This is a genomic window from Sphingobacterium sp. UME9 (genome assembly GCF_014170215.1).
Taxonomy (GTDB): domain Bacteria; phylum Bacteroidota; class Bacteroidia; order Sphingobacteriales; family Sphingobacteriaceae; genus Sphingobacterium; species Sphingobacterium paramultivorum.
In genome coordinates, this window is record NZ_LZZP01000009.1 from 41,702 (window position 1) to 61,512 (window position 19,811).

Sequence of the window (19,811 nt, forward strand, 5' to 3'; positions counted from 1 at the left end):
AATCGATCCATCATCTGACTTCGAGAACAAAGTTATAGCCGTTAAAGCCCTTTTTATCAAATGATTCCGATAGGTCCGAAAGGTCCGATAAAATGCTAAAGATTCTATGAATTCCGATGTATAAAGAATGGATTGACTTACGGGATTCCGTAAATTCCGGTGTAGAATTAGCTTAATTTTGATGCCATGCCAACGACATTTGCCAAATTTAAAGAAGAGGTTCTTGCCCTATATGAGGCAAAGAAAAACAATCATGAGCTGGATGATTTATTAGTTAATCCTTCTCCCGCCAAGCTAAGAGATTATTGCTTAGTTAGATTATCCGAAGGTTTACCGCCCGAGGATATCGAAATTTTACAAAAGTTCTTTGATCCATATAAAAAAGAAAAGAACTTGGAAGAAGCAATAGCGAAATACAATACTGGGTCATTAAAGGCATTGCAGAAATTTGCCCTTAACATTACGCAAGATCCTGAAGACCGAGTAGTGAAGCTACTCGCAATACTCGTGGACTATCAGCCGAGGCCATTCCGATACAGCTATGATAGTTCAACACTAGATGGACCTAAAGATCCACCGCCAATAGGTGAAGAAAAAAGCTCATCACTGACTGATAAACTAGATGCCCCTTTAATTCCTACCGGCGATAAAGAGCCAACATCGCAAGGTTCATCAATGATTTCCACATTGACGGGTGAAAACAAAGAACTTAAGGATAAACCGGAAGAAGAAAAAGCTGAAGAATTAATAGACGATCTAGACGTTCAAGACGACTTAAATGAAATGAGGCAAAATCGGGAAAATATTGACAGATTTAAATATCCGCAATCATTTTTCACAAAAAACAAACTTGTATTGAGGTTTTCTGGTGTAGCACTTTTGGTATTTGCAATATTGACTACCGTACATTTTCTGACGCCTGAAGAGTGCATGTGCTGGAATGGAGAAAAATATATTGAGGTAGATTGTCAGAGTAAGACACAGCCCTATCAAGTGATAGGCTTAGATAAAAACAAACTCGAGGGATTTGTGAAAATAACGAGACCAGATACCCTAGGTCCCAAGGATGTAGGAAGAGTATGGTATTCAAAAATCAATCATGAGGTGGAATTTTTTACTGGACCGGGTTATCATCCCACAGAATTCGGACGTTCCCTAAAAGCGGCCACCATGCGGATTTTAGATAGCTATGCAGGAGCAAACGCCAAAGGTGATCAAAACAAGAAATATGGAATTATGCAAAAACAATAAACGTTCGTTATTTAAATCCAAATTTCCAAACGTAAAAAAGCCTCATCTTACGATGTGGCCTTAATAAACATATGATTCACTAGTGGTTTGTCTTTTATTACTGGCAAACCACCAGTTATTGGATACTACTTATACGAATTGATCGATTTGGATACTTTCCAGTCATTGCCCACACGCTCCAAAGTAACCAGATCAGTCTTGGTGAAGTTTTCAAATTTCAAAGTTACTTTACCGACCATATAGTCTGCCGACTCCTCGATGATATCTGTGCTTACTGTACAGTTTAGCTTTTCGCCTTTTTGTTTTTTCAGGGATTTAACCACTTCGCTGCGGCTGTTGCTTTGTGCATTGGATGCTTGGATCTTTTGATTAAAATCAGCTGCAAATAACTGCTCTACACCTGCTGATTCTCCCTCCGTAGTTACCGCGACATAGTGCTCTAAAGCGAAATCTGCTGTAGAAAGGTTAACGTTTGCTTTTGTTGCTTTTGCTCCAGGTCCTTCAGCTGCCATAGCGAAAGTTGATACGGCGATTAAAGCTGCTGCTGCGAATGTTTTTACTAGCGTTTTCATAATGTCTTTATTTTATATTGTTAGTTTTTAGTTCTTATTTGTTGACTCAAAACTACAACACAATAGGCCCTAGCCTACGGGCTTTAGACTAACGATCGGGAAAACTCGGTGAATGGCGGGAATAGGGAGGTGAATATTTTTTATTATATTGATATGAATCAACGATCAAATTATTTATGAATATACAGTCTAATACAGCTGCTAATCAAGCGAAAAATAAAATGTATGGAGCATTGTTTGGCATCGCGGTTGGTGATGCATTTGGTGTACCATTTGAATTCAGGTCGAAAGAAGAAATGCTAAAAAATCCAGCTACCGAAATGATCGGATTTGGCAGCCATAATCAACCTATGGGTACCTGGTCAGATGATACATCTTTAACCTTGTGTCTTGCAGACTCGCTGTTAGGTGGATATGATTTGGTAGATATCTCCAAAAAATTTATAGCTTGGAAGGAAGGTAAGCTGTGGACAGCAAGAGGAGAAGTCTTTGATATCGGTATCACCACGGCTAAATCGATCGGTGAGCTTAAAGATATTATCGGATCCGGGCAAATCGGAGAGCTACATTTGCTAAAATATCGGGCGAGAGAACAAGACAACGGCAATGGTTCGTTAATGAGAATATTACCCCTTTTATTTGAGATCAAAGGACTTAGCCCGTCGGAACAATTCGAGAAAATTTGGGAAATTTCCGCCCTAACGCATAAGCACATACGCGCTGCAATGGCATGTTTTATCTATCTTAAATTAGCCGAACTCATTTTGCTAGGTTTGGCCAAAGAGCAGGCTTATGCTGAAATGCGGAATCAAGTTTCAAAGTTCTGGACGGACATCAATTTCCCTGAGTCGGAAATAATTCATTTTAATAGCACCATTTTGCATGACATCCGATCTAAGACACATAATCAATTAAGGTCCAGCGGTTATGTAATCGATAGTCTAGAATCAAGCCTATGGGTTTTTATGGAAAAAGACAACTATAAAGACACTGTATTATCTATTGTAAGCCTTGGTGAAGATACAGACACCGGGGCTGCGATTGCGGGCGGATTAGCTGGTTTGTACTATGGGCTGGAAAGTATACCTGAAGATTGGCTTTTGAGCATCGCCCGCTATGATGATATCAAATTGCTAATAGAAAAAATAGCGAAGAGATATTTGGATTAGAAATTCGATAATAATGTCTAACAAGTAAGAGCTTATTTCAAAAATGTCAATTTAAAAAATCGAAACATTTATTTTTAAAACTATTTTAAATCGACAGCTGTTCTTACTATACAAAGCGGCTACAAGCTGCCTTTCAAAAGAAAGGTTCAACATAAAAATTGGCGTCGTACAGTGAAAATCCAATTGTCTTTAAAAACGTTGGATGACGAAACAAAAAAGAGGAAACGATAGGAAACATAAAAATTGCTGTACAAATAAACGCTAAGAGAAAGGGTCTGATGAGAATCAGGCCCTTTTGACGTAAAAAACCAGATCTCTCGACCTGGCCTTAATAAACATATGATTCACTAATGGTTTGTCTTTTGTTAACGGCATACCACTAGTTATTGGATACTACTTATACGAATTGATTGATTTGGAAACTTTCCAGTCATTGCCCACACGCTCCAAAGTAACTAAATCAGTCTTGGTGAAATTCTCAAATTTCAAGGTTACTTTAGCCACCATATAGTCTGCCGATTCCTCAATGATAGCTGTGCTTACTGTACAGTTTAGCTTCTCTCCTTTTTGTTTTTTCAAGGATTTAACCACTTCGCTACGGCTGTTAGACTGCGCATTGGTAGCTTGGATCTTTTGATTGAAATCTTCAGCGAATAACTGTTCCACCCCTGCTGATTCGCCCCCAGTAGTTACCGCTACATAGTGATCGAGTGCCAAGTCTGCGGTAGAAAGGTTGATGTTTGCTTTTGTTGCTTTTGCTCCAGGTCCTTCAGCTGCCATAGCGAATGTAGATACTGCGATTAGGGCTGCTGCTGCGAATGTTTTTACTAGTGTTCTCATAATGTCTTTATTTTATAGTGTTAGTTCTGTTGTTCTTATTTGTTGACTCAAAACTACGACACAATAGGCCCCTAGCCTATCGGCTTTAGACTAACGCTCAGGAAAACTCGGTGAATAGCGGGAATGGGGAGGTGAAAAGTCTAATAGCAGTATTTACTTTTTTACGGTTATAATAATCTTATCGTCTGCCATATTTGAATATCGGTCTCTTGCTGAAAAAGTGAGTTCAAAATCCCCCTCGACGGTTGGCAGCCCAGATAATTTCATTTGTTCTCTATCAAAATGCAGCCAATTAAATTGGTTTTGGATAATACTGTACACCAACCGTTCATCATCTATATCTTTAAAATAATTTTTTGGGACGGATATCTCGAATTTCTTTCCTATTTGAACTGTTGTATCAGAAAGAGAATTATAGACAAAAGGCTTAAACAGTTTTGAAGTATTAACCCAATATATATCAGATTCGGTTACTCCGCTTTCTCCAATTTGCAATCGAGTAAAAAACAAGAACTTATTATCAATAGTTACAAATGGTCTTCTGTCCCAATCTTTTGAATTTATTGTTGAATGAACAATTTGCGGCACAATCCAATTATTGTGTATATCGCGGTAACTGATATATAGATCAACTTTACTTTCATCGTTTGTATATCTACAAAAAATTATGTAATCCTCTTTTGGAGAAATAAATACACTTTCCTCATCATTTGGGGAGGCAAATTCCGGTATGATATCTGCGCTTGGATGCGTATTACCCACGAACTTTGAATAGAATAAATCAGCGTTGTGGCAATTTTCCTTTCCCTCGCAATTTCTGTTGGATGAAAAATAGATTGTACCGTCATAAGTCATGCAGGCGTTTGCTTCCCTACTTGCCGAATTTATTGGAGCTCGTATCATATTTGGAATCCCCCACTCACCTTTAACTTTATCAAGTATCCAAATATCTGTGGAGGCGTTATCCTTTCCAGCATTACTTTGACTAAAAAGTAAGGATGTACCGTTAGGTGAAAAATAGGGTAAATAGACACACTTATTTCTTAATGGTTCGAAAGCTACAGGTTTAGTCCACTTTTTGTTGATTTTTTTAGCATGAAATATCGCTCCACTGAAATCTTCTTTATCGAGTATTCCAAATGCTAATTCCCCGCCATCAGGTGTAAATGAAATACCATGTTCCAGTCGGCCTTTTACTGAAATGGTACCTGGGGCAAAAACAATAGGGATAGAATCAGGGTAGGTTTGCCCAAAATAATCTACCGAATTGGTAATCGATTTACAACCAATTAATAGAAAGATTAGAATAGGAGGAATGATTATTTTAGTCATATATCTGAATTTACGAATGCTCAGTAATCATGCCCAACCAATCTATTCCATTATCTTTATGTACTCGCATCTTAGCATATTTTCTTCTTCTTATAAATACAGGTACATTTTTATTTCCGTTTTATTGCGGGTGGCAGCTCTTCGTAATAATCTTTTATATAACGACTAAATGGATCTCCTGTAAGACCGATACTATATTCAAATAAATCAAAATCAAATGTGAAAGAAACTTCCTTATGCAGAAAAACCTTATTCTTCTGGTAGAGCTCTTCGTCTATAAAATAACTGACATCTTTAAACAAGAAGGTTTCAGTAGTCACTTGATCCTGAAAAAGTTCATAAAATTTTTCATAAGGAATATGAGAGACATTTAAATAGCCAAAAACGTAATCGGCTCCTTTTAAAACAATTTGTAAATAAAGTTTATAATAATACTTTTCGGTCATAATTAATATATCCTTGTGGCAATACTCACTTCATAAAGAAAACTCATCATCACCCATGAATACTTAAAGTTAACCAAAAAGTCTGTCTTATACTTGAGCAAAAGAAAAAAGCCAGATCTCGCGACCTGGCCTTTAAACTAAACTTAAACATATGATTCACTAGTTGTCTGCTACCGAGCAGACAACTAATGATTAAATACTATTTATACGAATTGATCGATTTGGATACTTTCCAGTCATTCCCCACACGCTCCAAGGTAACGAGATCCGTCTTGGTGAAGTTTTCAAATTTCAACGTTACTTTAGCCACCATATAGTCTGCGGATTCTTCGATGATATCTGTGCTTACTGTACAGTTTAGCTTTTCGCCTTTTTGTTTTTTCAAGGATTTAACCACTTCGCTACGGCTGTTAGACTGCGCATTGGTAGCTTGGATCTTTTGATTAAAATCTTCGGCGAATAACTGCTCTACTCCTGCTGATTCGCCCTCTGTGGTTACCGCAACGTAGTGCTCTAAAGCGAAATCTGCTGTGGAAAGGTTAACGTTTGCTTTTGTTGCTTTTGCTCCAGGTCCTTCAGCTGCCATAGCGAATGTACATACTGCGATTAGGGCTGCTGCTGCGAATGTTTTTACTAGTGTTCTCATAATGTCTTTATTTTATTGTGTTAGTTCTGTTGTTCTTATTTGTTGACTCAAAACTACAACACAATAGGCTCCTAGCCTATGGGCTTTAGACTAATGATCGGGAAAACTCGGTGAGTGGCGGGAATAGGGAGGTGAAAAAATCAGCTTGGTCAATTTGTAAATTGATATCGAACACCTGGCTAGAGACCAGTATTAGATAGAAGATACTGCTTGCTATAATTGATCCTCATTTTTATATTTAATTAATATATCCGGATAGTCATATCTATTACAAATTGACTCCAAATATTCTTCAAATCTTTTTGTATTTTCTCTTTTATCTTCTAGAATTAAAGCTGGCAGATATTCCAAATCATCCAAAAAATCGAACATAACTTCATTTGACACCTTTTCAAAAGCCATCAATCTAGCACGTATAATTAAATCATGGATTGCCAAAATAGCATCTCTTAACTTTTTCTCATCTACCATATTATGGCATCATTACAAATTTAAAATTATCGGCTTATTCTTCATCTCACACCAATCATCTAACATACTTATCTGAACTAAAATCTCTATTTGCACCTATTTTTAATTCTTTTTTATACATGAATACAAATAGCCCACTCTATACGAGTTATTTGTTTATAAAATTTAGATTTTTCAGATTCTTTGCTTTTCGAAGAACTTAACTTCCTCGAGATTCCCAAATACAGTTGTTATCTCAACTTCAAAAAATGTTTTTCGATTACGATCATCCTCAACATCAACTTTAAAAATAGTAGTGGAAAACGGCGAACCTGTAGAAAAATGAGGTCTAACTTTAAATTCTGATTTACCTAAAGTTAGTTTACTTATTTTCTTATAACCAATAAGCTTATATTTATTTTCAATAAGATAAATCTCTACATGATCTTGGAATAACCTCCTTAATCTGTATTTACTTCGATATGTAGCTAATATAAAAATTGCTATAAACATTATGGGTACTAATATAAAATCAAACCTTATCATATAATAAACAATCTCATGAAAAACCAATTTTTAAACTAACATCTCCTCAGAAAGATAAGTAAAAATCCAGTTTCTTTATCTTGCAGTCTAAAAACTTATGAATATTTCCATTCTTGACGACATCAAATTTTCATTCATACAATTTTGGTCATAAGGTGCTTGGATTTTTTGATTAAAATCGGCTGCGAACAACTGCTCTACACCTGCCGATTCTCCCTCCGTAGTTACCGCAACCTTGCCTCGCTCTGGAAAAACGTTACAAATTTAACCATTAGTCCTAAATACATGGAAATTTAGAGCGTGAATCGGATTATGAATTAAACAGTAATACCTGTATATTCATTAAAAGTAAATCTATTCGAGATCATAAATATGCTATTAAAGCGGAGTAGACTAAATCATAAATAAGCCATGTCAAAATTATTTCTTTGTGTCTTAACGAACTTCTTATTGTACAATTATGGTACAGCCCAGATTAATTGTACTTCACTATTTAAAAAAAAGTTTGAGAATAAAAGCTATTCTCCGGCCGAACTAGACAGCTTAATCAAAGATTTCTCCAAACTAAGAGCATGCGGACTCGACTCTGTCGCACTAGAAATTGCAACATCTTTGCCCGGAGTATTTAATACATTGATAGCTCCTTCAATGCAAGAGCCCAACAAGCAGATTACGTATAGCGAGGTATTCAATAAAATAAAAGAATTCAAAGCGTCGCCTGAATACCCAACCATATTGAAATTCCATATTGCCAACAAAACATTAAGGTCACGTACGGTTAATCTGAAAGAATGGTCAAAGGACAGTTTATTATTTCTTGATATTTTTGAAACGGACAGATCAGCAACCGACAAAGGTGAATTGGAGTTCTTTTATAATTTTATGAAGGAAAATAAAATCGGTGAGATAAATTATTACCAAGCTTGGGCCATTTTTAAAAATCAGCAAAAGCTAATGACTCCCCCAAAACCACAGAAAAAAATACTTTGGGATGATAACCAGGACAGCACTCTTGCGGAGGTGATACAGGCAGCTAAAGAACAAAACAAAAGGGTCATTCTCTATTTTTCCAGTTGGACTGACATCACAAGCAGAAAGCTAGAGGCTGAACTAATGTATCTAAGTAACGATAACTTAATGAAATATATCCGCAGTAAATTTGTCTTTAAAGCCATCCTTATTGACGACCCAAGTAAACTGACAACAAAGGAATTGCAACAGGATTCAAATTTTGTAAAAAACGCTGATAATAGAGGTGCCAAAAATCGAAATATCCAAACTTATTATACCCATTCAAAAAAAATACCTTATTTCATTATGCTAGATGAAACAGGTAAAATTCTGAAATCATTAAGTGAGAATATAACTAAAAAGACTCTTGATAAATTTTTAGAGTAAAAAGCCACATCTCTCGACGTGGCCTTAATAAATATATTATTCACTAGTGGTTTGTCTTTTTATGATTGGTAAACCACCAGTGATACGGTACTATTTATACGAATTGATCGATTTGGATACTTTCCAGTCATTGCCCACACGCTCCAAAGTAACTAAATCAGTCTTGGTGAAATTCTCAAATTTCAAAGTCACTTTAGCAACCATATAGTCTGCCGATTCCTCAATGATAGCTGTGCTTACTGTACAGTTTAGCTTTTCGCCTCTTTGTTTTTTCAAGGATTTAACCACTTCGCTACGGCTGTTAGACTGCGCATTGGTAGCTTGGATCTTTTGATTAAAATCAGCTGTAAATAACTGCTCCACTCCTGCTGATTCTCCCTCTGTGGTTACCGCAACATATTGCTCCAAAGCGAAATCTGCGGTGGAAAGGTTAATGTTAGCTTTTGTTGCTTTGGCTCCAGGTCCTTCAGCTGCCATAGCGAATGTAGATACTGCGATTAGGGCTGCTGCTGCTAATGTTTTTACTAATGATTTCATAATGTCTTTATTTTATTGTGTTAGTTCTGTTGTTCTTATTTGTTGACTCAAAACTACAACACAATACGCCCCTAGCCTACGGGCTTTAGACTAACGATCGGGAAAACTCGGTGAGTGGCGGGAATGGGGAGGTGAATGTTTACGAATTACTGATTACGGAGAATTATATTCATAATTAAAGAAATATAAAGGAAATCGACACAAAAACTAAAATTAAATAATAAATAAAGAGAATTAATATTCAATATTTATTTAATTTGCACTCGATTTCACTACAAATACAAAAACTTATTTGGTAACACAAATAAGTCTATATATACCACAAAAATCAATTGAATTATAACATATAAATGCTTCATTCATTCAAAATCTCCTCGTACTTACTTTTACTGTGCTTTTTATTTAATTCATGCAAAAAAATGAAGAGACTGTCATTCCCGAACCTGTAAAAATTGTCATTAAACCAGATGAAGTTTACTTAAAACGTGAAATACAATTTTTAGGGGCCAGGCTGTCCACTGAGATACAGAATCTGCCGGTAGGTGAGTCAGATGAAATAAACTGGACAGTCGAGAACACAAGAATTGCAAGTTTAACACAAAATCCAGAAACAAAAGAAGCTTCAGTATGGCCCGAAGGAGCTGGTGAAACATATGCAATAGCAACCCTTGCGAATGGCAAGGCAACAGCAAAAGTAAAAATCATTGTAACAGATGCCAATGACTACAAGTTTAGGTTAGTCCTAAAGGACAAAGGGATATCTTCTCATACGTTGAATAAGCCTGAAACATTCTTATCAGAGAAGGCTATCCAGCGGCGGCAGAAACAAAACATCGCAATCGACAATTCCGATCTTCCGATTTCGGAGGACTATTTAAATCAAATTGAAAAAATAGGATGTAAAATTGTCACCAAAAGTAAATGGCTAAATACCGTCACGGTACATTGTGTAGATTATTTCCTTATTGACAACTATAAAAATCTCCCCTTTGTGCACTCCGCAGAAAAAGTATGGGAAGGACCTAGGGAAAACTTGACCGATAAAGGAAAGTATAAAGATATTCCGCAAAGGGTATCCAACAATACCTCCAATAATAAATTAGACTATGGGGGAGCTGCCTCCAATATAAACATCAATAATGGCCAGGTGCTTCATGAGAATGGTTTTAAAGGAGCAGGTATCGATATTGCTGTCATCGATGCCGGTTTTTTGAATCTTAAAAACAACCCAGCTTTTAAAAATGTGAATATCAAAGGCGCTAAATCTTTTGTCTATGAAAACGATGATCCATATGCGGTCGATATGCACGGAGTTTGGGTAAGTTCCTGTATGGCTGTCAACCAACCTGGAACATATGTGGGTACCGCACCGGAGGCAAATTACTGGCTGCTGCGCTCTGAAGATCAATCATCTGAACAGCACGTTGAAGAGGACTACTGGGCCAGCGCTGCTGAATTTGCGGACAGTGTTGGTGTAGATATCATTAATTCGTCACTTTATTATGGTCCACAAAGTTTCTATAATCCTGCTTATAAATTTGAAGAGATGGATGGAAAGACCACATTTGCCACAAGGGCTGCTAACATAGCAGCCAGTAAAGGTATCTTAATTGTCAATTGTGCTGGCAATGACAGAACCTGGGTAGGGAGTCCGGCCGACTCTCCCCATGTACTTACAGTAGGTGCGGTATATGATAATCGTAGGGTAGCATATTTTACATCTTGGGGAGTGACAGTAGATGGCAGAATGAAACCGGAAGTTATGGCCGTAGGTGGAGGCGCATGGGTAATCGGGGAATCAGGCGCCGGTGAACCACGTAGCGGAACCTCCTATTCGAGTCCTATACTTTGTGGCTTAGCCGCCTGTTTATGGCAAGCTTATCCGCAATTGAGCAACAAAGAGCTAATGGATGTAATACGCAAATCAGGAGATCGAATCAATAACCCGGTTATCCCTTATGGTTATGGTATTCCTGACATGAAGAAAGCAATGGAAATAGCAAAAGAGATCAAAAAATCAAGAAAGCTTTAATAGAGATATTAAAGCTACGGGGAGTAATGACTCAAAAAAGCCAGGTCTCAAGACCTGGCTTCTAAACTATACTTAAACATATGATTCACTAGTGGCCTGTAGCCTGCCTGAGCTGACAAACCACTAGTTGTTAAATTCTATTTATACGAATTAATTGATTTGGATACTTTCCAGTCATTGCCCACACGCTCCAAAGTAACTAAATCTGTTTTGGTAAAGTTTTCAAATTTCAAAGTCACTTTAGCGACCATATAGTCTGCAGATTCCTCGATGATAGCTGTGCTTACTGTACAGTTTAGCTTTTCGCCTTTTTGTTTTTTCAAAGATTTCACCACTTCGCTACGGCTATTAGACTGCGCATTGGTAGCTTGGATCTTTTGATTAAAATCAGCTGCAAATAACTGCTCCACTCCTGCTGATTCTCCCTCAGTAGTTACCGCTACATAATGCTCTAAAGCGAAGTCTGCTGTGGAAAGGTTAACGTTTGCTTTTGCTGATGTTAAACCAGGTCCTTCAGCTGCCATAGCAAATGTAGATACTGCGATTAAAGCTGCTGCTGTGAATGTTTTTACTAATGATTTCATAATGTCTTTATTTTATGGTGTTAGTTCTGTTGTTCTTATTTGTTGACTCAAAACTACAACACAATAGGCTCCCAGCCTATCGGCTTTAGACTAACGATCGGGAAAACTCGGTGAATGGCGGGAATCGGGAGGTTAATGGAAAACTGATAGTTAAGTCCCCTTTTTTAAAGTTTGCAATACAGCATTTAATTACTTAAATTGGTGGAAGAAACATTTGTAGGAAAAAGTTAGCAATTCAAAAAATCATGGAATCAATCTTTAGAAAACTAATGTACTGCCTAATGCTTTTGGAGGTATCATTGATATTTTTTCGCTGTATAAATGGAGGGGCTGATTCTTTTACTCGCGCACTTTCAATTATGCTAATATCTCAAATAGCAATCGTAGTCATGACACTATCAAAACAAAAAAAGAGCAGTTCATAAAGTAAGCTTCAACAAACAAAGTAGCGAAGAGCTTACATATCATAGTTAATGAATTAAAAAGCCGATCTTAGAAGGATGATCCAAAATTTTGCTTCCTTTATCGACGTGTTTCAAAATATAATAGATAATAATAAAATCGCCAGATATAAGGTAAACAATTTATGTTGGAGCTGCAGCAATTATAGGCAATATATAAAATACTGGTGTATAAATACCATTAAATTAATAATCATATGTAAAAATGTGGTATGCCAAAACCTGCCCCCTTCTGCTTAAACTCCATGATAAGAAAGAAAAAAACAAAAACTGCACCCATCAGAAAACTTAAAATAAAATATTTAAATTTGGTTTATTTTTACATCAAAACTTTTCAAATTCAACGGATGCTCCGTCCGTCAGGGTCTATAATTATCCAACAATATAACGAATTAATTTTAATTTACTGAAAAGATAAAGGTAAACCATCTAATTAATTTTGTATTATAATATTTTCAATACCGCAACTACAAAGCCTGCTGACTCGCCCTCAACCGTTACGGCAACAGTGTGCTGTAAAGCGAAGTTTACTATAGTAAGGTTATCGTTTGCCTAAACTTAGATGATTTACCAGTAGTTAGTCTTCTACCTGTCTGAAAGACCGCTAGCTGTTAAATACTATTTAGTATGTGTTAATACACTTTTAAAAATTTCCAACCACTCCCTACACAAAACACTAACATTCAACCTATTTAAAAAAAATAAAACTACTTTACGCACAAAATTTTGCATGAAATTTGAATTTTATTTCATACATTTGAAGTATGTATAAGCTGGATAATTTAAGGAAATTAATAAGAAAAGGGCTGGTATATCGTAGAGAGGATTTAGCAAAATCGTCAAAATCGATAGATCGTGATTTAATGAACTTAGTACAAGAAGGTAGTCTTAAAAAATTAGCTCAAGGCCTATACTATGCACCTAAAAAAACAGCTTTCGGAGATTCTGCACCTGAGGAGAGAGAAGTAATAAAAAAATATTTAAAAGGTGATGATTTTTTGATAACATCACCCAATTATTACAATTCATTGGGATTGGGAACAACACAACTGTATAACAGCAAAAAGGTGTACAATCATAAAAAACATGAAGATGTCAAACTTGGCAATAAGGTTTATCAATTTAGGCGTAAGTCTAAATTTCCAAAGCAACTGTCATCCGAATACTTAGTTATCGATTTATTAAATAATATAAAAAGCTTGGAAGAAGACGAGCAAACTTTAGTAGATAATCTAAAGTCAAAGGTATCGCACCTTAACAAAGAGCTTCTTAAAAAAAATGCTGATAAATATGGTTCTATAAAAGCTAAAAAAATAATAAATAAATTGGAATAGAACAATGTATTTACATCAACACAAGAGCTTCAAAGACTTACTCCTTGCGGAATCTGAAGAACGGGGAATTGATCCCATATTGATCGAAAAAGATTATTGGATTATGCATTGCCTTTACGGAATTCAAAGATTGGGCTATCGGTTTGAATTAAAAGGTGGCACGTCCCTATCAAAAGCATATAAAATAATTGATAGATTCTCAGAGGATATTGACATACACATCCACCCCGCCGCAACATTGGGGATAAATGAAAATCCTAAAAACACCAATGCAAACAATGTTGCCAAAAGATTAGCTTTTTACGATATGCTAGCAGGTGAAATCAAAATAGAGGGGATTGACGCAATTGAAAGAGATACTTTCTTTGACGATACCGATTATTATCGGAGTGGGGGAATAAGATTAATTTACAATTCTTTTTTTAATGCATTGCCAGGATTAAAAGAAGGAATTTTATTAGAGGTAGGATTTGATAACGTAACTCCAAACAATCCAATGGATATATCATCATGGGCATTTGACAAAGCCTTACAAGCATCCATTGGCTTAACAGATAATAGAGCGCTACAAATTCCATGTTATGATATGCGCTACACCTTTGTAGAAAAATTACAAACAATAGCAACCAAATTTAGAAATATGCAGAGTTCGGGAAATAGTCAAGCCAACTTTATGCGTCAATATTACGATATATACCAGCTCCTCAATCAGCAAGAAGTAAAGGAATTCATTGGAACTCCTGAATATTTAACCCATAAAGAGCGTAGATTCCCTGCCGCAGACTTAGAAATCCCTCTTTCACAAAACCAAGCTTTTTTACTAGAAGACGACAGGTTAAAACAGCAACTTAATCAATCGTATATTAAGAGTAAAGCACTTTACTATAATGGGCAGATTGATCTACAATCCATACTTGATCTCTTGAAAATACACCTTAAAAATTTATAATATTTCAAATCAACCATTGATATCCACTTAACCCACAAATTCGATCCTTGTCTTTTTTAGAAAGGAATCCCGAACCAGTTTGATCGTATCAAAAACCAAATCCCCCAACCTAGCTTCTAAACTAAATTTAAATAGATGATTCCCTAGTTCTCTGCCTAAAATTAATTTGACAGACCCACATGTTCCGTTCGGTTACAGGGGAAAATTCCGAGCTCCAAAAGTGATCAGCTAACTCCAGATATGGACTTTTTCTCCAAGTCAGCGCTTTATACTCTTGGCCTCATTTGCGGATGTAGTTTGCTAAAAGCTTATGATGATATAAGTTATTGTTCATTTTAATAAGTCAATTCAATTTATAAAAAAAACAGGAATGATAAAACTATTTCAAATCGACAGCTGTTCTTACAATACAAAACGGCTACAAGCTACCTTCCGAAAGAAAGGTTCAACATAAAAATTGGCGTCGTACAGTGAAAATCCAATAGTCTTTAAAAACATTGGATGACGAAACAAAAAAGAGGAAACAATAGGAAACATAAAAATTACTGTACAGATAAACGCTAAGAGAAAGGGTCTGATGAGAATCAGGCCCTTTTGACGTAAAAAGGCCAAATCAACGCCCAATCCGCTAAAGATTTGGCAGTTGTTTTTTTATCATTTGTTCGGAACATCTGGAAACTTTTTAAGAGCTGAGAAATCAGCCTTAAATACATCCAGTTCATAAAAATCATCATTAGTATCTAAGTCAACTGAAATAAAAACAGGCATCCCATCAATATCACTAAAGTCACCTTTAGCCAATTCTCTTCCAAAAATCCTATCCGCATCACCAACTACATGCAGACTTCCCATTCCGCCGTCATCCATTTCATCCACTAAATAATTTTCGAGATTCTTTATTATGACATCTCCTTTATCTGTATCCTTAACCACCCACATGATTAAAGCCTTTTCTTCTTGTTTCAATTTTCTTGACATACGCATAATCTCGCGGATTTAAGGTTGCTATTTATATTCACCCATGCCTCTTAATCTATAATCCCACTCTTTCGTATCTGAATAGTAATTCATAGATTCTCCCACACCAGTACTGAAAAATAACACGTAAATTACACTATCCCACTGTGTGTAAAAAAATGGCCCTTCCAATCTTTCTTCAATGCCAATGTACTTTAATGAATTAGGTAAGTGTCCATTTTTTGTACTATAATCCGATATCCTTTCGATTATCTTTTCACCTTCCCTAATCTTAACTTTCTCACCAAAATTACCGAACCATAGTAAAAAAAAAGACTGAAATCCCCAGAGCGACCATTAGAATCACTAGTTTTTTCTTATTCATAATAACTATCTTTAATACTCTTCCGGTCTTCTCTTACTGAAATTACGAAAATCATCTTCGCGTGTTAATCAACTTTGCGGTCTACTAACTTTTCCATCATCGCGCTTTACATACGTTGCATTTGTTCCTGCAAGTTATCTTCCAATTTTTAGCATCGATTTTATTATCATGCAAATATTGGAAAAAGCAAAAGGGAAAACCATTGCCCAAAAATCTCTATTATTATGATACTTCTGAACAAATACAAACAGATCCCCGCCATTTATCTGCCAAAGCAGGAGCATTAAAAAGATATAGGCAATCAAAAAGATAGTATATAGCTAACATATTCTTTCAGCGAACCTACCAGCCTTTTAAATAAAAAGACAAACGATATCATGATAAAAAACGTAGCTCCCTGAAGAATAAAATATTGAAAAAAAGATCAACTTGATATGCTTTAACTAGATTTTGATGGTAATATAATTTATCCTATTTAATCCGATATCTTCCAATCAGCCTTTTCATAAAAAAAACCACAGGTATCATCCAAAACAATATTGATCTTATTTCCAACTTTGTTTATTTCTAGCTCATTTGAGACAGTCCCACCTGAATTGCTTAAAACTAAACTGTTCTAAAAAACTCATATTCTATACGATACTCTCCATTTCCCCAGTAAGGACTTCTATATTTATTTTCATCAAGCAAAGTAAGCATATCATCCCTATTCGGTAAATCCCCCATAGCAGTACATTCGTGATATTTAAAATAATATTTCCCTATAATCATCGAATGAGTAATTAACCGTGAATATACAATTGCCAAAACCAATAAAAATACAATAAATAAGAATGGCCAATTTTTAGTTTTTTTCACTCTTAAACCGACATTATACTGATGATCATTATTGAGTTGCATAAATTAAAACAATTTAATATGGTCGATTATTGCTCACAGTACCTATAGGTTTTTTGATCAGAAAGCCTATTTAGATATAATCTTCTTTCGCCATAATAGCTATCAATCCGGTTAATTACAGCGATTGGGGAGTCAATAACCAGCCTGCTATAAATGGTATCATTCCGTACGAAATTATACGTATCATTAAACACAAGGATGTCCTGCAGGTCACTATTATCGCCACAATTTTTCCAAATGGAATTCGTTAAACTCTTGTTTTTGCAAGAAAAAAGCAAAAAGCTTGGCCCCAAAATAACAAGGAGAAATTTTAGTCTCATCGTAAAACTGATTTGCATAATATGTATGCTAGCAATAATACATAATTTTCTCCGGACCAAGCGATCTAAAGCGTGTAATTCCTTTACTCATGATCATTATCGAACGATTATGTCCACTTCCGAACAGTTACCATATTAACACATCAGCTTTTCACCTTTAAAATCAACACGTTACAAAAACAGATCGACTATTGAACATCGTATATTCGTTGAAACGAAATAAAACTATACATCAAATAACCTAACATTTAAAGTCATTATGAAAGTCATTAAAAACTTCTTTTTTTGGTTTATGCTATGCAATTCCTTTTTGCTCTCTATCAATAAGGCACGAGGAGGATCTCAATGCGATTGCCATGCTGAATTTACATGGATCAAGAACACTTTCGAAAAAAACGACGCAGGGTTTGCGTACATCTTGAAAGAAAAAGGGCAAAAAGCATACGACCTTCATACAGAAGAAATAATGAATATGGCTAAGACAGCCAAAAACAAAGCTGACTGTATAAACCTGATTTATAGATGGTTTAAATTCTTCAGGAAGGGACATCTTGGAATTGTTGATTTAAAAGAGGAACCTAAACCCGCACAAATCGTTGAAGCAGATGAAAATAGAATCAAAAAGCATGAAAGATTAACCTTAAAGGAAAACGAGCTCAATCGTCTGATTGATAAACAAGCCGAACCGTCACCTATTGGTATATGGGAAAGCGCTCCTTACAAAGTTGGTATAGTTCCCACCGATAGCGGTTATACAGGAGTTGTGCTGGATGCTGCAGGAACTCCTTGGAATAAAGGTCAGGTAAAATTCAAGCTATATAAGAATGGAGAAAACTACCGAGCAACAATTTGGCTGAGGAATTTTACTGCTAGAGAGAATCTATCGGTTGAATTTATCGGAAATAATATTATCCATATCGATGGTATGGCTTTTTTTGTACGCAAGTCCAAAGCATTTCAAGATACACCGCTTGTCAAAAGTTACATAAGCTATTTATATTCCAATCGCCCTTATTTTGAACAAATTTCAGAAAAAGCAGTATATGTCCGTATACCAAGTTTCGATATGTCCGTATACCAAGTTTCGATATGTCTAATAAAAGATCGATCGATAGCGTTCTTCGTGTAAACCATGAAAAAATTATTCACACGCCAAATCTGATCATAGACCTAAGGAACAATGGCGGAGGATCTGATGATGCTTATTCTTCACTGGTTCCCTATCTATATACCAATCCTGTAAGAACTGTAGGTGTAGAATTGCTTTCCACAGAGTTGAACAACGCTGCATTGCTGACGCTCTCTAAGGACACGTTATATGACGAAAGATCAAGAAAAGAATTTAAGGAGATCTATGACAAGCTGAATTTAAATCTTGGTAAATACGTTCGGGTTAAAGAAAATATGATCTCTATTGATAGCATGGATCGAATTCTCCCGTTTCCGCAAAAGGTAGCCATATTGATAAACGAATATTGTGGAAGTACAACTGAGCAGTTTCTGCTCGAGGCAAAACAGAGCGCCAAGGTTAAACTTTATGGAAAAAGCACTTATGGCTCTCTGGATATATCAAATATGCACCATGTGGATTCGCCAAGTGGTGAATTTCAGCTGTGGTATTGCAGGTCGAAAAGCTACCGGATCCCAGAAATGGCAATAGACAATGTGGGCCTACAGCCAGATTATTACCTCGATCCTTCAATACACCAAAAAGATTGGGTTGGATTTGTCCTCGAAAACTTAAAATGATGGTCTATGTCTGAGATTTTAGATTCACTAGTGTTTGTTGTCTCACTGATCTAGGCCGATTACTAGCTAGCGTATTTCATAAAACACACAATGTATTGAAAAGCTTCTTGCAATCCTGCGCCGGGGCATCTGTCGTCGGTGCGGGAATTGTTACGTTAGGATTTGTATATGCAAATGCATAATGGGGCGAAGTTTAAGGTTCGATATATTCATGGTAACTTTTTTTGATGTACAGGATAATATCATAGTCGGACATGTACTTTGCGGCGTCAATATTCGGACGGTACAACTGCATGAAAGTTTGTAGAGAATCACCTTTAAGGCCCGTCAAATTTTGAACCTTACGCTTCGAAAAGGTATTATCAAGATACTGCTCTTCTTCTTCCTTGATCAATTTCTGTTGGAGCTTGGATTGAGGGGTACGATTTTTTCCGAACATAGAAATAACAGAAAGCACATCAATACTAATCAGCGAGGCGGTACTATTGCTAGCTTGATTAGGGTGTCTCGGGACATTTGAAGAATAATTTTTGCTGATGAAAATGTCTTTAAATTTGGGTGTGCTATAATTGAAGGTCTTGGCAAATTCTTCCCGAAACTTTAAGGAATCAGCCCTATAATTTCTTAAAGAATTGATCTTGACTTCATCCAACAATATCGTTGTTTGCTTCATATATATGACCAAATTATCAAGATTGCTATTATCAACGATATATTTTTCCTCGCGATATCCGATTGAAGAAAAGGTAATTGTATCTCCAAGTTTAATGCCTGGCAATATAAATTTGCCATAGCTATCGGAATAGGTGCTGCGTGAAGCTACTTTGATCGAAACACCTATAAGAATATCACCCGAATACTTATCTTTAATCGTGCCTTTCAGATCTTGTGCAGAAGATAGGTTTGCGATAAAGAGCAATAGCAACAACAACTGTAGTCCACTCATTTTCAAT

The 19,811-nt window shown here is 36.0% G+C and carries 19 protein-coding genes; 8 read left to right on the forward strand and 11 right to left on the reverse strand.

Features of this window, described 5'->3' with window-relative positions; genetic code table 11:
* Positions 1 to 186: 186 nt before the first annotated feature.
* Positions 187 to 1,251, forward strand: coding sequence for a hypothetical protein (locus A9970_RS13485; protein WP_182982656.1), 1,065 nt, complete (start codon positions 187 to 189; stop codon positions 1,249 to 1,251).
* 125 nt (positions 1,252 to 1,376) lie between these two features.
* Here A9970_RS13485 and A9970_RS13490 read toward each other — a convergent pair whose 3' ends face one another.
* Complete coding sequence (locus A9970_RS13490; protein ID WP_182982657.1) at positions 1,377 to 1,823, reverse strand: nuclear transport factor 2 family protein; 447 nt, start codon at positions 1,821 to 1,823, stop codon at positions 1,377 to 1,379.
* Positions 1,824 to 1,999: 176 nt separating this feature from the next.
* Here A9970_RS13490 and A9970_RS13495 point away from each other — a divergent pair, with 176 nt between their 5' ends.
* Positions 2,000 to 2,992 (forward strand): ADP-ribosylglycohydrolase family protein, encoded by a 993-nt coding sequence (locus A9970_RS13495; protein WP_120335524.1) that lies wholly within the window; start codon positions 2,000 to 2,002, stop codon positions 2,990 to 2,992.
* A gap of 393 nt (positions 2,993 to 3,385) precedes the next feature.
* On the opposite strand, the gene A9970_RS13500 is transcribed toward A9970_RS13495, so the two are convergent.
* From A9970_RS13500 to A9970_RS13520, 5 genes are all read right to left on the reverse strand, one after another.
* Positions 3,386 to 3,832, reverse strand: coding sequence for a nuclear transport factor 2 family protein (locus A9970_RS13500; RefSeq protein ID WP_182982658.1), 447 nt, complete (start codon positions 3,830 to 3,832; stop codon positions 3,386 to 3,388).
* A 153-nt stretch (positions 3,833 to 3,985) separates the two neighbouring features.
* Positions 3,986 to 5,164: a putative Ig domain-containing protein gene (locus tag A9970_RS13505; RefSeq protein ID WP_182982659.1), complete on the reverse strand. Its 1,179-nt coding sequence runs from the start codon at positions 5,162 to 5,164 to the stop codon at positions 3,986 to 3,988.
* Positions 5,165 to 5,274: 110 nt separating this feature from the next.
* Entirely contained in the window at positions 5,275 to 5,610 is a 336-nt protein-coding gene (locus tag A9970_RS13510) for a hypothetical protein (RefSeq protein ID WP_182982660.1), read from the reverse strand.
* 199 nt (positions 5,611 to 5,809) lie between these two features.
* Positions 5,810 to 6,256 (reverse strand): nuclear transport factor 2 family protein, encoded by a 447-nt coding sequence (locus A9970_RS13515; RefSeq protein WP_182982661.1) that lies wholly within the window; start codon positions 6,254 to 6,256, stop codon positions 5,810 to 5,812.
* 213 nt (positions 6,257 to 6,469) lie between these two features.
* On the reverse strand, positions 6,470 to 6,727 hold the full coding sequence (locus A9970_RS13520; RefSeq protein WP_182982662.1) for a hypothetical protein: 258 nt from the start codon (positions 6,725 to 6,727) through the stop codon (positions 6,470 to 6,472).
* A gap of 936 nt (positions 6,728 to 7,663) precedes the next feature.
* On the opposite strand from A9970_RS13520, the gene A9970_RS13525 reads away from it, so the two are divergent.
* On the forward strand, positions 7,664 to 8,650 hold the full coding sequence (locus A9970_RS13525; protein ID WP_182982663.1) for a hypothetical protein: 987 nt from the start codon (positions 7,664 to 7,666) through the stop codon (positions 8,648 to 8,650).
* A 90-nt stretch (positions 8,651 to 8,740) separates the two neighbouring features.
* Here the strand turns inward: A9970_RS13525 and A9970_RS13530 are convergent, their stop codons facing one another.
* Complete coding sequence (locus A9970_RS13530; RefSeq protein ID WP_182982664.1) at positions 8,741 to 9,187, reverse strand: nuclear transport factor 2 family protein; 447 nt, start codon at positions 9,185 to 9,187, stop codon at positions 8,741 to 8,743.
* Between the two features lie 409 nt (positions 9,188 to 9,596).
* Here A9970_RS13530 and A9970_RS13535 point away from each other — a divergent pair, with 409 nt between their 5' ends.
* Complete coding sequence (locus A9970_RS13535) at positions 9,597 to 11,219, forward strand: S8 family serine peptidase (protein WP_182982665.1); 1,623 nt, start codon at positions 9,597 to 9,599, stop codon at positions 11,217 to 11,219.
* Between the two features lie 137 nt (positions 11,220 to 11,356).
* On the opposite strand, the gene A9970_RS13540 is transcribed toward A9970_RS13535, so the two are convergent.
* The gene (locus A9970_RS13540) at positions 11,357 to 11,803 is read right to left on the reverse strand and encodes a nuclear transport factor 2 family protein (RefSeq protein ID WP_182982666.1); all 447 of its coding nucleotides are present in this window, start codon (positions 11,801 to 11,803) and stop codon (positions 11,357 to 11,359) included.
* A gap of 1,225 nt (positions 11,804 to 13,028) precedes the next feature.
* Between A9970_RS13540 and A9970_RS13545 the strand changes: the two genes are divergently transcribed.
* Both A9970_RS13545 and A9970_RS13550 read left to right on the forward strand, forming a co-directional pair.
* Positions 13,029 to 13,598 (forward strand): DUF6088 family protein, encoded by a 570-nt coding sequence (locus A9970_RS13545; RefSeq protein ID WP_182982667.1) that lies wholly within the window; start codon positions 13,029 to 13,031, stop codon positions 13,596 to 13,598.
* 4 nt (positions 13,599 to 13,602) lie between these two features.
* The gene (locus A9970_RS13550) at positions 13,603 to 14,547 is read left to right on the forward strand and encodes a nucleotidyl transferase AbiEii/AbiGii toxin family protein (RefSeq protein WP_182982668.1); all 945 of its coding nucleotides are present in this window, start codon (positions 13,603 to 13,605) and stop codon (positions 14,545 to 14,547) included.
* Between the two features lie 654 nt (positions 14,548 to 15,201).
* On the opposite strand, the gene A9970_RS13555 is transcribed toward A9970_RS13550, so the two are convergent.
* Positions 15,202 to 15,531 (reverse strand): DUF6984 family protein, encoded by a 330-nt coding sequence (locus A9970_RS13555; protein WP_220801607.1) that lies wholly within the window; start codon positions 15,529 to 15,531, stop codon positions 15,202 to 15,204.
* Between the two features lie 964 nt (positions 15,532 to 16,495).
* Complete coding sequence (locus A9970_RS13560; protein ID WP_182982670.1) at positions 16,496 to 16,789, reverse strand: hypothetical protein; 294 nt, start codon at positions 16,787 to 16,789, stop codon at positions 16,496 to 16,498.
* A 579-nt stretch (positions 16,790 to 17,368) separates the two neighbouring features.
* On the opposite strand from A9970_RS13560, the gene A9970_RS13565 reads away from it, so the two are divergent.
* The gene (locus A9970_RS13565) at positions 17,369 to 18,238 is read left to right on the forward strand and encodes a hypothetical protein (protein ID WP_182982671.1); all 870 of its coding nucleotides are present in this window, start codon (positions 17,369 to 17,371) and stop codon (positions 18,236 to 18,238) included.
* Positions 18,199 to 18,858, forward strand: coding sequence for a S41 family peptidase (locus tag A9970_RS13570; protein WP_182982672.1), 660 nt, complete (start codon positions 18,199 to 18,201; stop codon positions 18,856 to 18,858). Before A9970_RS13565 ends, A9970_RS13570 begins: the two co-directional genes overlap by 40 nt.
* 193 nt (positions 18,859 to 19,051) lie before the next feature.
* Here A9970_RS13570 and A9970_RS13575 read toward each other — a convergent pair whose 3' ends face one another.
* Complete coding sequence (locus tag A9970_RS13575) at positions 19,052 to 19,804, reverse strand: carboxypeptidase-like regulatory domain-containing protein (protein WP_182982673.1); 753 nt, start codon at positions 19,802 to 19,804, stop codon at positions 19,052 to 19,054.
* Positions 19,805 to 19,811: the final 7 nt, after the last annotated feature.